Below are 13994 nucleotides of genomic sequence, written 5' to 3'. Positions count from 1 at the left end.
TTTGGGACTGTTAGGTTGGGTCTTATGTCCTATATAGGAAGCTTATGGATAAGTTCACGGGCCAAAAGCGCGCAGTGCAGCATCTCTTTCCGCCGATCGACCCGTTCGATCAGCGAATGTTGGATGTTGGCGAAGGTCACCAGATTTATATGGAGCAATGCGGAAACCCAAACGGCCCTGCCGTTGTGGTGTTGCATGGCGGCCCAGGCGGCGGGTGTAGCCCTGCCATGCGGCGCTATTTTGACCCTTCGGTCTGGCGAATTATCCTGTTTGACCAGCGCGGTTGTGGCCGCTCGCGGCCCCATGCGGCTATCCGAGGCAACAGCACATGGCATCTGGTCGAAGATATTGAGCGCATCCGCAACACACTTGGCATTGAAAAATGGGCCGTATTTGGCGGCTCTTGGGGTGCGACCCTTGCCTTGATCTATGCGCAAACCCATCCGCAATCTGTGGCCTATTTGGCCTTGCGCGGTGTATTTTTGTCGATGCAACGCGAGTTGGATTGGTTTTATGGCGGCGGCGCGGGTCAATTCTGGCCAGAACAATGGCAGCGCTTCGTTTCGCTGATCCCCGAAGATGAGCGTGGCGATTTAATTACCGCCTATAACCGCCGCCTTTTCTCAGGCGATATGATGGTGGAAACCCGTTATGCGCGGGCTTGGGCCGCATGGGAAAACGCACTGGCGTCTATCGAAAGCGATGGCCAAGGGGGCGATTGCCCCGCCGATTACGCCCGCGCCTTCGCGCGGCTTGAGAACCATTATTTCGTCAATCGCGGCTTTCTCGAAGAAGACGGACAGATTTTAAAGAATATGCATCGCATCGCCCATATTCACGGCGTGATCGTGCAAGGGCGCTATGACATGATTTGTCCGCCCCAATCCGCCTATAGCCTTTCCGCGCGTTGGCCTTCGGGTCGTTTGCAGATGGTCAAGGCTGCGGGCCATGCCCTGTCTGAGCCTGGTATCAGCCAAGAATTGGTGCGGGTGATGAAATCTGTGGGCGCGCACGCCACAAAATTCGGCCTATAAGCGCGCCACCCAATTTGGGCTCAGTTTTCCACGCAAAAACGCAACGGGGTGACGTTTCAACGTCAACCGCAGGCTCGCGTAATCTTCGATCACGGCTTCACCTTCGGTCATCTGTGGCAAATTTGGCGTGGCCTCGTTATGCGCCTCGCCCTCAAGGTCACGGGCAAAAAGCGGCAAATCTTGTGCAGGGCCAAGCCCGCGCAATTCCCAAAGTGCCGCGCGGCGATCAAACCCAAGCGCGGCAAAAGCATCTGCCTCGGCCAAGGCCCGCAAAGGTTTTTGCGACAGACCCGCACGACGCCATAAATCACGCGGACTGAGATAGCCGTTGCCACGCGCGGCAATGACCCAATGCGCGTCCTCCTCGGACAGGCTTCTGATCTGCCGCAGCCCCAATCTTAGTGCAAGCGCGCCTGTCCCCTCTGGTTCGAGCGTGTGATCCCATGCGCTGAGATTGACACAGACAGGTCGCACCTCCACGCCATGCGCCTGTGCATCACGCACAATCTGTGCAGGCGAATAGAACCCCATCGGTTGGCTGTTCAGCAAAGCGCAGGCAAAAACGGCAGGGTAATGGCATTTGATCCATGCGCTGGCATAAACCAAAAGCGCGAAACTTGCGGCATGGCTTTCAGGAAAACCATAGGCGCCGAACCCTTCGATCTGCGCAAAGCAGCGCGCGGCGAAATCGGGATCATATCCGTTATTCTGCATGCCTCGCAAAAACCGCGCCCGAAATTCCGAGACATGACCCTTTTTCTTGAACGTGGCCAAGGCACGGCGCAGCGCATCGGCCTCGGTCGGGGTGAAACTGGCCCCGACAATTGCGATTTGCATTGCCTGTTCTTGAAACAAGGGCACGCCCAAGGTCTTGCGCAACACTGCGCCCAACGCATCAGAGGGAAACTCGACCGCCTCCTCCCCATTGCGGCGGCGAATGAAGGGATGCACCATATCGCCCTGAATAGGCCCAGGTCGGATGATCGCCACTTGGATCACCAGATCATAGAAAGAACGTGGGCGCATACGCGGCAAAAAATTCATCTGCGCGCGCGATTCCACCTGAAACACACCCAGACTGTCTGCTTTGCACAGCATATCATAGACGCGGCCATCCTCGGCGGGCAGGGTGGCCAGATCAAAATCCCGCCCATAATGACCCCGCAAAAGATCAAAGGATTTGCGCAAACAACTGAGCATTCCCAAGGCCAAAACATCGACCTTCAAAATGCCCAAGGCGTCAATATCATCCTTATCCCATGCGATGATGGTGCGATCCTCCATCGTGGCATTTTCTATGGGCACAAGCGCATCAAGCCGCCCTTCGGTAATCACAAAGCCCCCCACATGCTGGCTGAGATGGCGGGGGAAGCCGATAATCTGGCCCACCAAATCCATCACCAAGCGCAAATGGGGGTTATCAGGATCAAGACCGATTTCGCGCAGTCGGGCATCCTGCAATTCACCTGACCCCCATGATCCCCAAATCTGGCTTGAAAGTGCGGATAGGATATCTTCGCTCAAACCCATTGCGCGGCCAACTTCACGAATGGCACGCTTGCCGCGATAATGGATCACTGTGGCGCAAATCCCTGCACGGTGACGACCATAGCGGGTGTAAATCCATTGAATCACCTCCTCGCGGCGTTCATGCTCGAAATCAACATCAATATCGGGTGGCTCATCACGAGCCTCTGAGACAAATCGCTCAAACACCATCGTGCCAATTTCAGGAGAGACAGAGGTCACGCCCAAAGCATAACACGTGATGGAATTGGCCGCAGACCCGCGCCCTTGACACAAAATCCCACGCCCGCGCGCGAAAGCGACAATATCATGCACTGTCAAAAAATAGGGCGCATAACCAAGCTTATCGATCAGCGCCAATTCATGGGTCATGAGGGTCTGCGCACGCTCAGGGATACCCCTTGGATAGCGCCATGCAAGCCCCTTCCACGCCAATCGTTCAAGGCGGGACTGTGGGGTTTCGCCATCAGAAATCTCGGATGGGTATTCATAGCGCAATTGATCCAGTTGAAACTGGCAGCGCCGCGCGATCAAGCGCGTTGCCGCAAGAGCGCGGGGATAATCGTGAAACAAGCGGCGCATCTGCGACAGGCTGCGCAACCGCTGTTCGGCATTGACCTGCGCATGACGTCCGAGATCAACCAAACGAATGCCTTTGCGAATGGCGCTAAGGACATCCACCAAACGGCGGCGGCGGGCGTGATGCATCATCGGCGCACCAGAGGCCACAAGCGGCAGGGATAACGCCTCTGCCCGCCGTGCAATCGCGGCAAAACGTAACGCGTCCTGCCCGTCATAATAGGGGCTAAGGGCAAGCCAAATATGCCCCGCGAACCGCGCCGCCAATTGGGGCAGCGCATTATGCCAAGCCCCTGCATGATGCGGTGGGAAATGGGCGTTTCGATCACTGAGCACAACCAATTCCAGCCCTGCTGCATGCGAAAGCAAATCCTCGAGAGCAAGCAAGCACTGCCCTTTTTCTGCGCGCAACTGACCCTTGGACAGAATACGGCACAGATTTCCCCAACCTTCCCGCGTGCGGGCGAGGGCAACAATCTCTAGCCCATCAGGGAAAACCAATCGCGCGGCAGGCAAAAGCCGCGGACAGGTGAAAATTGGTGCGCGCGGGGCGGAGGGAATATGGGCGGGGCGCGGTGGCCCGTGCAAATCAGCATCCGCCGCGCGCCGCGCCGCAATCTCACGCGCGATACGGCGCAATTCGCTATGCGCCCGCACGATGCCCGAAACCGAATTCACATCAGCAATCGCCAAAGCATGAAGCCCCAAATCTGCCGCGCGCACAGTATATTCTTCAGGATGCGATCCACCCTGAAGAAAAGAAAAATTGGACAATGCGGCAAGCTCTGCGAATCCCATACCGCAAAGATATTCACGTTTTGTTCTTTTTTCGAGAGGGATTTTTGAGGCCAGCCTTAGCCTTCGAAATAGCGGCGCAAAATGTCGGAATAGATCACGGTCAGGCCTTGGATATCTTGACAAGATACCCGCTCATCAACCTCATGCATCCGATGGCCGACAAGACCAAATTCCACCACGGGGCAATGGCGCTGCACAAATCGGGCATCCGATGTGCCGCCTGTGGTCGACAAAATAGGCTGAAGTCCAGTTTGCTGCGCCACTGCCGCCGCGATCAGGTCAGAGAACGCGCCAGGCTCGGTCAAAAACGCCTCGCCCGAAATACGGGTTTCGCAGGCAATATGAACGCCATGCACAGCCGCAACTTCGGCGCATTCACGTTGCAACCATGCATCCAAAGATGCGCCTGAATGCAAATCATTAAAACGAATGTTGAGCCGCATTTCACTGCGCGCAGGGATCACATTGCTGGCGGGATTCCCTGTCTCAATCGCCGTAATTTGTAGGTTGGACGGGTCAAAATGCGCTGTCCCCTCATCCAGAACATGGCGCGACAGACGATCCGCAAGCGCGGCCATGGCAGGCATTGGATTTTGCGCCTTATGCGGATAGGCGACATGGCCTTGCTTGCCCGCCACTGTAATCTGCGCATTGATTGACCCGCGCCGCCCGATTTTGATCATATCGCCCAAGGTTTCTGGACAAGTCGGCTCGCCCACAAGGCAAACCGACATCGCTTCGCCTTGAGACTCCATCCACTCCAAAAGCGCCACTGTTCCATCCGTGGCGGGGCCTTCCTCATCGCCCGTAATGGCCAGAATAATCGCGCCATCAGGCGGGGCGGTTTGCACCATATCGACCGCAGCCGCGACAAAGGCCGCAACGCCCGATTTCATATCGGTCGCGCCACGCCCATAAAGCCAATCCCCCTCGCGCACCGCGTCAAAGGGCGGGTGGCTCCAATCCGCTTCGGCCCCAATTGGCACAACATCGGTATGTCCATTAAAGCCAAAACTGCGCGCATGACCTTTGGGCCCAAAGCGCGCAAAAAGATTTGCTGTGCCATTTCGATCTACGCGGCGGCACTCAAACCCTGCCGCCTCTAACACAGTTTGCAACAGCGCCAATGCGCCGCCCTCCTCTGGCGTGACAGAGGGGCAACGCAGCAAATCTGCGGTCAATAGAACAGGATCAAGGCGGGTGTCGGCCATATCCGATTTCTCCAAAGGCGTCAGGCGTTAGGGTTACGCGCCCCTTGGCCAAGAGACAAACAGAAAACTGATATCTTGGTCAAACCACTATATGCAGAAGAATTACAGGGCGCATCGCATAAATATATTAACAATAGAGATAATTTTGTGATAGCATCATACCAATAACAATAAGCCGAGGCAGGCCGAGCGGAAAATCCGCTGTAAATCAGACGGACATGAAGGTGCTTAGGGGCGCCTGATTTGCCTGAATTTACCATGCCTTGGCATGGGCTAGGGGTATGGGAAGCGCACAGGAACTGGCGCTCAATACAGGCGCATCTGCGCTCAAAATGGCGTATACCATCTTCCACGATGACGTTTCCATCCTGGATGCCCGCTATTATGGCAATAATGCCTCGTCAGCGATTTGGATGGGGGGTGACAGCACCTCATCGCGCCTGACCTCATCCGATACGGGCGTTGTTCTGTCTACGGGCTTTGTCAGCGATTTAACCAATGGCTCAGGGGCCACCAACCAATCCCTTGATACGACAGGCATAACGGGCGGCGGGCGTGATACCGATTTTGAAACCATCGCCGCGCGGCGCACATATGACGCAAGCATCTTGGAGGTGGATTTTATCCCCGACAATGCGCAAATGTCGCTGCAATTTACCTTCGCCTCAGAAGAATATCTTGAATTTGTAGGCTCGATTTTCAATGATCAGGTCGGCATTTGGATCAACGGCACCAAGGTCACGTCCCCTGTCTTTACCTTGGCCTCAATCAATTCTGTTTCTGACAACTCTAACAGCACGCTCTACATCGACAATGCCAGCGGCACCTATAATACCGAAATGGATGGGTTCACCGCCACGCTTCGCGTGAGTTTCCCTGTCTCGGTCGGTGCGATCAATACGCTCAAAATTGGCATCACCGATGTTGGTGATCCAACCCTTGATTCAGCAATCCTCATCGCGGGTGGCAGTATTCAAGGCATGGCGCTGAGTGCTGATGACAGCCTGCGCATCGCACAGCGCGCCACCAGCACTTTAGATGTTTTGGCCAATGACAGCGCAACAATGGCTGTCACCCAAATCAACGGCCAAGACATTCGCGCGGGGGAAACAATAACCCTTGCCTCTGGTCATCAGATCACACTCTTGCCCGATGGCAAATTGTCGGTCACAGCACCCGCCCTTCCCAAGGGTGACACAGTTATCCGCAATTTCACCTATACCGCGACCAATTCAGACGGCATCACCGACACCGCCTTTGTCACAATCACCACTGTGCCTTGCTTTGCCCGCGGCACAAAAATCAGAACGACCGAGGGGGATATTGCGATTGAAAAGCTAAGGGTCGGTATGATGGTCGAAACCCATGATGATGGCCCGCATCCAATCCGTTGGATTGGATGCCGCAAAGTGCCCGCGATCGGCAATCACGCCCCAATTGTCATTGAGGAAGGCAGCCTTAGGTTTCACGGCACGCTGGTGTTATCGCACCAACACCGTGTGCTTGTGCGCGATATTCGCGCACAATTAATGTTCGGCGAGGAGGAGGTCTTGGTTGCGGCCAAAGATTTGATCAATGATGTCACGATCTATCGCCACGAAGGCGGGGATGTGGAATATTTTCACATCCTGTTTGACCACCACCAGATCATCACATCCGAGGGGCTTTTGACCGAAAGCTTTTACCTCGGAAAACAGGTCTTGCCCGAATTTGATGATGCGATCCGCGCCGAATTGTTCGACCTCTTTCCTGCCCTGCAAGAGAGCTGTGGCGCGGGTTATGGCGAATTGGTGCGGATGCCGCTGCGCAGCTATGAGGCGCGGGCAATGATGGCCTAGCGGGCCAGATCAAAAATGGCATCAACATCCAAATGCGTCTCCAGATGCTGTGCCAAATCATCCAAGACTGCACCGATCTGCGCCCGATAGCCGCCCGTGCTAATCTTGGCACCAAGACCCGCGAAGAACGCGGTGCGAAACCCGTCCTCTTGGAAAAGCCCGTGCAGGTAACTGCCCATTACCCGCCCATCGGCACTTATCGCGCCATCCTGGTGACCGGCCAAAGCAGCGAAGGGACGGGTGCAATCAGGGCCTGAGGTTTCGCCCATATGGATTTCATAGCCCAAAACGGCGGCCCCCGTTGGAACATGGTGCGCCGCGCTGAGCGCCAGACGCTTTTGGGGTCGCATGAGGGTTTCAATCTCTAACAGACCCAAGCCGTCAGTCACCCCAACCGCGCCATCAAGCCCCTCAGGGTCGCTGATCCTGCAGCCAAGCATTTGATAGCCGCCACATAGGCCCAAGATCGCGCCGCCGCGCCGCCGATGTGCGGCCAGATCAACATCCCAACCCTGCGCGCGCAAAAATTCCAAATCGGCCCGCGTGCTTTTTGATCCAGGCAGGATGACCAAATCAGCATCCGCTGGAATCACACGCCCCGCTTCAACCCAAGTGAGGCGCAGCTTGGGATCTTGGGCAATCGGATCAAGATCATCGAAATTTGATATCCGTGGAAATGCGAGGGCCGCAACATGAAACGCGCCATCATGGGTCGGGGTTTTGCCCAGACCTACACCATCCTCGGCGGGTAATTTCCAAGCATCCCCAAACCAAGGCACCACTCCAAACCCAGGCCATCCTGTTTGCTCGGCAATATAGCGATAGCCCTCATCAAAGAGGCGCGGATCACCCCGAAAGCGGTTGATCAAGAACCCCGCAATTTGAGCGCGATCTTGGTCATCCAATACGGCTTTCGTCCCAACGATCTGTGCAATCACCCCACCACGATCAATATCGCCTGCGAGGATCACGGGGATATTTTCAGCACAGGCAAAGCCCATATTGGCTATATCACCTTTACGCAAATTGACCTCGGCAGCGCTGCCTGCCCCTTCGACAATCACAAGATCATGCTGCGCGGACAGCCGCGCAAAACTGTCTTGCACGGCCGCCAAGAGGCGCGGCTTCAACCCTTGGTAATCCTGCGCCTCGGCGCGGGTCAGACGCGCGCCTTGCACCACAATCTGCGCGCCTGTGCTGCTTTCGGGTTTGATCAGAACAGGGTTCATATCAACATGAGGCGCAAGATCTGCGGCCTCAGCCTGCACCGCCTGTGCGCGACCAATCTCGCCCCCTTCAGGGCAGACAGCCGCATTGTTCGACATATTTTGTGGCTTAAACGGCGCAACATTGATACCGCGCTTGCGCGCAGCACGGCACAGCCCCGCAACAAGCAATGATTTGCCCACATTCGACCCTGTGCCTTGGATCATGACAGCGGGCATAAGACCTTAGAACTCCACGCCTTTTTGCGCAACAATGCCTTGCTCACGGAATGGATGCTTGACCTCGGTCATCTCGGTCACAAGATCGGCAATCTCAATCAATTCGGGCTTGGCATTGCGACCCGTCAAAACAACATGGGTCATTTCTGGCTTCTCCGTGACCAAAAACTCTACCACCTCTAGGATCGGAAGATAATCATAGCGCAGAGCGATATTGATCTCGTCTAGAACAACCAATGACATATTGGGGTCTTTGATCATCGCTTTGGCTTCTTCCCAACCCGCACGCGCCGCTGCAATATCGCGCTCGCGGTCTTGGGTGTCCCACGTAAATCCTTCGCCCGACACAACAAACTTGCATTCATTCGCGAAATGTTTGCGTAGGAATTCCTTTTCGCCTGTCACCCATGTGCCTTTGATGAATTGCACGACACCGCAAGTCATCCCATGGGCGATACAGCGCATAATCATCCCAAAAGCAGACGAGCTTTTGCCCTTGCCATTGCCTGTATGAACAATCACCAGACCTTTCTTCTCGCGCTTTTTCCCCGCCATCATACGATCGCGCGCGGCCTTAATCTTCTGCATCTTTGCCTTGTGGCGCGCGTTAAGGTCTTCCTCGCTCATGTCTCATCATCCTCGGCAAAATAAGGTGTCATCTGCGCGACTATGACCGAGTTTTCTTCCAAAGCGCGCATCATCAAAGCGCGTTCTTCTTCATCAATCTCAAGCCCCTGCGCCTCGCGTTCGGTCAAGGTGCCATAGCCCGTGACCTCAAGCGGGTTCATATCCGCCGTTTTCAGCACTGCAACCGTCTCGCGCACCGCTTCGGCCTCGTCCACGCCTGACGCATAGCACAACAGCCCCGCCCCCGTTGCGCTGGCAGGCAGGCCATCCCCCTCGCGGCGACCTAGTTCAACAACAAGCGTATAAACATCCTGCGCGCGCTTAGGCTTGGCAGCGGCATCTTTGCTTGGCTTTGGTGTATTCTCTTTGCTCATGGCTGCGGCATGGCCTGATTTCACAGCACAAGTCAAGCAAACCAGCGCATGTGACATGGTCACAGACCATCAGGGGCCAGTATGCGATGATCTCGCGTCGGCTATAGAAAGGAGTTTATATATGACTCGCAATGCTGGGATGATCGACCGCGCGCTTCGCGTGATCGTAGGCGTGGCTCTTATTGCCATTGTATTTGATGGCCCGCAAACCGCTTGGGGTTGGGTGGGTCTGGTACCTCTCTTGACAGGTTTGGTGGGCAATTGCCCTCTTTATACGATCTTGGGCATCAAGACCTGTAAGGCCTGCTAGGGCGTTTTCCGCCAGACGAGACAAGGTAAAACTGTTTTACCTTGCGGGCTGATCCGCGTAGTTTGCCCAAAACCAGATAAATTGGCAGAGCAAGCAGGTTGGCCCGCAAACGCAAAGATAAAAAATCCCACGAAGATCGTGGCCTGACGCGGCGCGTGGGTCGCGTTTTGTGGCGTGTTGGGTTTTGGGCGGTCGCCCTAGTGCTGCTGTGGATCATTGCCTATCGCTTTCTTCCTGTGCCAACCACGGCCTATATGCTCAGTGAGGCGCGGCGCATCGGCACAATCGACCAGACATGGCGTCCGCTAGAAGAGATTTCCCCAAATTTACAACGGGCCGTGGTCGCGGCAGAGGATGCAAATTTTTGCGCCCATTGGGGGTTCGACATGAGCGCAATTCGTGACGCAATTTCAGATGGCGCACAGCGCGGCGCATCCACGCTCAGCCAACAAACTGTGAAAAATGCGTTTTTGTGGCATGGCCGAAATTGGGGGCGCAAGGCGCTTGAAGCGGCGCTGACCCCCGCGGTCGAGCTGATCTGGCCAAAATCGCGGGTGTTAGAGGTCTATCTCAATATCGCGGAATTTGATGCGGGCATTTTCGGGGCAGAGGCCGCCGCACAGCATTATTTTGGGGTGAGTGCCGCTGATTTGACATTGGCACAAGCCGCGCGCCTCGCAGCGGTGCTGCCAGCACCAAAGGATCGATCTGCTGCAAACCCCTCCCCATGGCTGTTGGAGCGCGCTGCAAGCATTGCCGATGGGGCGGCGACCATCGCCAATGATGGGCGCGATGATTGCTTTGCGAATTGAATTCCCCACCCAGACAGGGCAAAACCTTCGCAACCAATGAGTTAGAGCAAAACCCAAATGAACACGCCGCGCCTCTACCACTTCGCCCTATCGCCCTTTTGCCGCAAAGTGCGCTTGGTTCTGGCGGAGAAAAAAATCGAAGTCGAATTGGTGGAAGAACGCTATTGGGAAGGCTCGCCGGATCACATGCGCCGCAACCCTGCAGGTAAGGTGCCCGTTCTCAAGATTGACGGCGTCTTCCTGAGTGAAAGCCAAGCCATTTGCGAATATCTCGAGGAAAAGCATCCTGAGCCAGAACTGATCCCAGAAGACATCAAAGCCCGCGCCGAAGTGCGCCGCCTGTGTTTCTGGTTTGATGATAAATTCCACCATGATGTGACCAAGAACCTCGTCTATGAACGCGTGAACAAAAAGCTGATGCGCGCGGGATACCCTGATGGGCGGGCGGTCAAAACTGGCGCAAGCCAGATCAAATTCCATCTGGATTACATGGCATGGCTGCTAGATCATCGCCGTTGGTTGGCGGGAGATCGCATGACCTTGGCCGATTTCACCGCAGCGGCGCACCTATCTTGTCTTGATTACATCTCCGATGTGGATTGGAACCGATCTGAGATCGTCAAAGACTGGTATGCAAAGGTCAAATCGCGGCCTGCATTTCGTTCCATTTTGGCGGATCAAATCTCGGGTTTCCCGCAGCCGCCCCATTACGCGAATTTGGACTTTTGAGCGCACTGAAGCAGACCCTAATGACCGAGGCCAAAGCCATAGGTTTTGCCAAAATTGGTGTTTGTCGACCCACAGATATCGCTGAAGCAGGGGCGCGGTTGCACGCGTTTGTGGCGGCAGGGCATCATGGCCAAATGGAATGGTTGGCGGATCGCATTGAGTGGCGTTCTGATCCAAGCGCGCTTTGGCCCGAAGCGAAATCGATGATCATGTTGGCTGATCTTTACACGCCAAACCATGACCCACTTGCGATTTTGCAAGAGAAATCTCGCGCTGCGATTTCGGTCTATGCGCAAAACAAAGACTATCATGATGTCGTCAAGAAACGGCTCAAACGCCTCGGGCGGTGGCTGCTGGAACAAGCAGGCGAAGACCATCAGATCAAGGTATTTGTTGATACGGCCCCCGTGATGGAGAAACCACTTGCGCAGGCTGCAGGGCTGGGGTGGCAGGGCAAACATACCAATCTCTTGGCGCGGGATTTGGGCAATTTCTTTTTCTTGGGTGCGATTTTCACAACGGTTCCTCTCGAACCAGACAGCCCAGACGTCAGCCATTGCGGAAGTTGCACAGCCTGCCTTGATATTTGCCCAACACAGGCCTTCCCCGCGCCCTACCAATTGGATGCGCGGCGGTGCATTTCTTACCTCACAATCGAACATAAAGGCCCGATTGATCCTGACCTGAGATCAGCTTTGGGAAATCGTATTTATGGCTGCGATGATTGTCTGGCCGTTTGCCCTTGGAATAAATTTGCTCAAACGGCGACCGAGATGCGCTATGCCCCGCGCGATGATCTGCGCGCGCCCAATTTAGCGGAGTTGGTGCAGCTCGATGATCAAGGGTTCCGCGATAGGTTTTCAGGATCACCGATTAAACGCATTGGGCGGGATCGGTTTGTGCGCAATGTGCTTTATGCAATTGGCAATAGCGGCGATTCAGGCTTGATTGAAATGGCGCGCAGTTTGGTGGATGATCCTGACGCGGCCGTATCGGATGCCGCCAAATGGGCTTTGGAGCAACGACCATGATCCTCTTGTCTTTTGGCCACGGCTATAGCGCAAGCGCGCTTGAACGACGATTGCTGCCACAAGGCTGGGAGATTATCGCCACGACCCGCGACCCCAAAAAGGCAGGGGCACTGCGCGCGCGGGGGTTATCTGCTCGGGTTTGGGGGCACGATGATCTCTCTGGCGATATCGCGCGTGCTACTCATATTCTATCATCCATTGCCCCTGAGGGAGGTCGAGATCCTGTTTTGGGCGCATGGGGCGGGGCGCTTGCACCTTGCTTGGATGGAAAAGCATGGATTGGGTATCTGTCGACCACGGGCGTTTATGGCGATCACGGGGGGGCGTGGGTGGATGAAACCAGCCCGCTCACCCCCAACACGGATCGCGGACGCGCCCGCATTGCGGCGGAAAGCGAATGGGCCGCCGTTTGCCGCCAAACCAAGGCGCCGTTACATATTTTCCGTCTTGCAGGAATTTACGGCCCCCATCGTGGCCCGTTTGAAAAACTGCGAAACGGTACAGCGCGGCGCATTATCAAAGAGGGACAAGTGTTTTCACGGATCCATGTTGAGGATATCGCGATGGCGCTAGAGGCCTCGATGACGGCGCAAAAGCGTGGGGCTGTTTACAATATATGCGATGACATGCCCGCCCCTCCCGAAGATGTGATTGCCTATGGCGCCGAGTTACTGGGCCTGCCAATTCCACCTGCAATCGCGTTTGAACACGCCGATTTGGGGCCGATGGCAGCCAGTTTTTATTCAGAAAATAAGCGGGTCAAGAATGACCATGTCAAAACTGATCTTGGCCTTTCATGGCTTTATCCCGACTATAAATCAGGGCTAAAGGCCATTCTTGCGGCGGGGGGGTAATCTTTAGCGCGCAAAATTTCAGTTTTGCGAGCGCCCAAATTCAAGTATGCGCAGCCACAAGAGCAGCTTTTCATATTTCAGGCCCGTCATGAGTATACGCCGCGGTTTTATCGTGTTTGTCTTTGCCACTGCCCTGAGCGGGTGTGTGTCAAAATCAATTCCGACTTATACAGGCCCTGAGGTAACGCGCATTGTCCTCGACAAAAACGAGCGCGAATTGACGCTGTTCCATAATGACCAAGTGCTGCGCAGCTATGATGTGGAACTGGGCTTTGCACCCGAAGGGCATAAGCAATTCGAAGGCGATGGTCGCACGCCAGAAGGGCGATATTACATCGATCGCCGTAATCCCAATTCAGCCTTTTACCTGTCAATCGGGCTAAGTTATCCGAACGCCCAAGACCGCGCCTTCGCGCGCGCGCGTGGCCGATCACCTGGGGGCGATATCTTCATCCACGGAACCCCAGCGGGCGTGATGTTTCGCAATGATTGGACGGCGGGGTGTATTGCTGTCTCAAACGCTGAAATGCGCGAGATTTACTCAATGGTGAACTTGCGCACGCCAATTGATATCCTCCGTTGAGGCAAGAACCATTTATGTGTTGGTTTAGTGGCATGCAGGGGCGCCATAGATCGAAAATGTCATCTCTGATACTTCCGCCCCCCTAACACTCAAACGGTCTAACCAGGAAAACTTGAAACACAGGTCAAATTGACACTCTATTGAAAACGCTGTTGCTAATTTGACGACGCGCAACACTATAGGTGGTTTTTTGCCAAAATTACGTTGATAATTATGTGTGTTCATGTACGTATAACGCTGGA

At 55.1% G+C, this 13994-nt stretch carries 13 protein-coding genes; 8 read left to right on the top strand and 5 right to left on the bottom strand.

The window, feature by feature from the left end; translation table 11 throughout:
• Positions 1-44: 44 nt before the first annotated feature.
• The gene (gene pip, locus AAC636_RS01525) at positions 45-1034 is read left to right on the top strand and encodes a prolyl aminopeptidase (RefSeq protein ID WP_340300148.1); all 990 of its coding nucleotides are present in this window, start codon (positions 45-47) and stop codon (positions 1032-1034) included.
• Here the strand turns inward: pip and AAC636_RS01520 are convergent.
• Together AAC636_RS01520 and dapE are read right to left on the bottom strand one after the other, a co-directional pair.
• Positions 1029-3938, bottom strand: coding sequence for an error-prone DNA polymerase (locus AAC636_RS01520; RefSeq protein ID WP_340300147.1), 2910 nt, complete (start codon positions 3936-3938; stop codon positions 1029-1031). The two genes, pip and AAC636_RS01520, sit on opposite strands and share 6 nt — an antisense overlap.
• 56 nt (positions 3939-3994) lie before the next feature.
• Positions 3995-5149, bottom strand: a complete 1155-nt coding sequence (gene dapE / locus AAC636_RS01515; protein WP_340300146.1) for a succinyl-diaminopimelate desuccinylase — start codon at positions 5147-5149, stop codon at positions 3995-3997.
• Positions 5150-5430: 281 nt separating this feature from the next.
• Here dapE and AAC636_RS01510 point away from each other — a divergent pair, with 281 nt between their 5' ends.
• A complete protein-coding gene (locus AAC636_RS01510) occupies positions 5431-6987 on the top strand; it encodes a Hint domain-containing protein (RefSeq protein ID WP_340300145.1) in 1557 nt (518 codons plus the stop codon).
• Here the strand turns inward: AAC636_RS01510 and AAC636_RS01505 are convergent.
• The 3 genes from AAC636_RS01505 to AAC636_RS01495 are packed head-to-tail and all read right to left on the bottom strand — an operon-like array spanning position 6984 to position 9433.
• The gene (locus AAC636_RS01505) at positions 6984-8432 is read right to left on the bottom strand and encodes a cobyric acid synthase (RefSeq protein ID WP_340300144.1); all 1449 of its coding nucleotides are present in this window, start codon (positions 8430-8432) and stop codon (positions 6984-6986) included. The genes AAC636_RS01510 and AAC636_RS01505 overlap by 4 nt on opposite strands.
• Positions 8433-8438: 6 nt before the next feature.
• Positions 8439-9059 carry a cob(I)yrinic acid a,c-diamide adenosyltransferase gene (gene cobO, locus AAC636_RS01500; RefSeq protein ID WP_340300143.1) on the bottom strand — a complete coding sequence of 207 codons (621 nt, stop codon included), beginning with the start codon at positions 9057-9059 and terminating at the stop codon, positions 8439-8441.
• Entirely contained in the window at positions 9056-9433 is a 378-nt protein-coding gene (locus tag AAC636_RS01495) for a hypothetical protein (protein ID WP_340263050.1), read from the bottom strand. Before AAC636_RS01495 ends, cobO begins: the two co-directional genes overlap by 4 nt.
• 121 nt (positions 9434-9554) lie before the next feature.
• Between AAC636_RS01495 and AAC636_RS01490 the strand changes: the two genes are divergently transcribed.
• From AAC636_RS01490 to AAC636_RS01465, 6 genes are all read left to right on the top strand, one after another.
• A complete protein-coding gene (locus tag AAC636_RS01490) occupies positions 9555-9743 on the top strand; it encodes a YgaP family membrane protein (protein ID WP_340300142.1) in 189 nt (62 codons plus the stop codon).
• Between the two features lie 98 nt (positions 9744-9841).
• A complete protein-coding gene (gene mtgA / locus AAC636_RS01485; RefSeq protein ID WP_445322530.1) occupies positions 9842-10555 on the top strand; it encodes a monofunctional biosynthetic peptidoglycan transglycosylase in 714 nt (237 codons plus the stop codon).
• A 57-nt stretch (positions 10556-10612) separates the two neighbouring features.
• Complete coding sequence (fzlA, locus tag AAC636_RS01480) at positions 10613-11284, top strand: FtsZ-binding protein FzlA (RefSeq protein WP_340300141.1); 672 nt, start codon at positions 10613-10615, stop codon at positions 11282-11284.
• Positions 11285-11304: 20 nt separating this feature from the next.
• A complete protein-coding gene (queG, locus tag AAC636_RS01475; RefSeq protein ID WP_340300140.1) occupies positions 11305-12315 on the top strand; it encodes a tRNA epoxyqueuosine(34) reductase QueG in 1011 nt (336 codons plus the stop codon).
• Entirely contained in the window at positions 12312-13169 is an 858-nt protein-coding gene (locus AAC636_RS01470) for an SDR family oxidoreductase (protein WP_340300139.1), read from the top strand. Before queG ends, AAC636_RS01470 begins: the two co-directional genes overlap by 4 nt.
• Positions 13170-13257: 88 nt before the next feature.
• Positions 13258-13752: a L,D-transpeptidase family protein gene (locus AAC636_RS01465; protein WP_340300138.1), complete on the top strand. Its 495-nt coding sequence runs from the start codon at positions 13258-13260 to the stop codon at positions 13750-13752.
• The last annotated feature ends 242 nt before the right edge of the window (positions 13753-13994 follow it).

This window comes from Roseobacter sp. HKCCD5988, from assembly GCF_037830355.1.
Taxonomy (GTDB): Bacteria; Pseudomonadota; Alphaproteobacteria; order Rhodobacterales; family Rhodobacteraceae; genus M30B80.
This window is presented reverse-complemented; position numbering and strand designations above follow the sequence as displayed.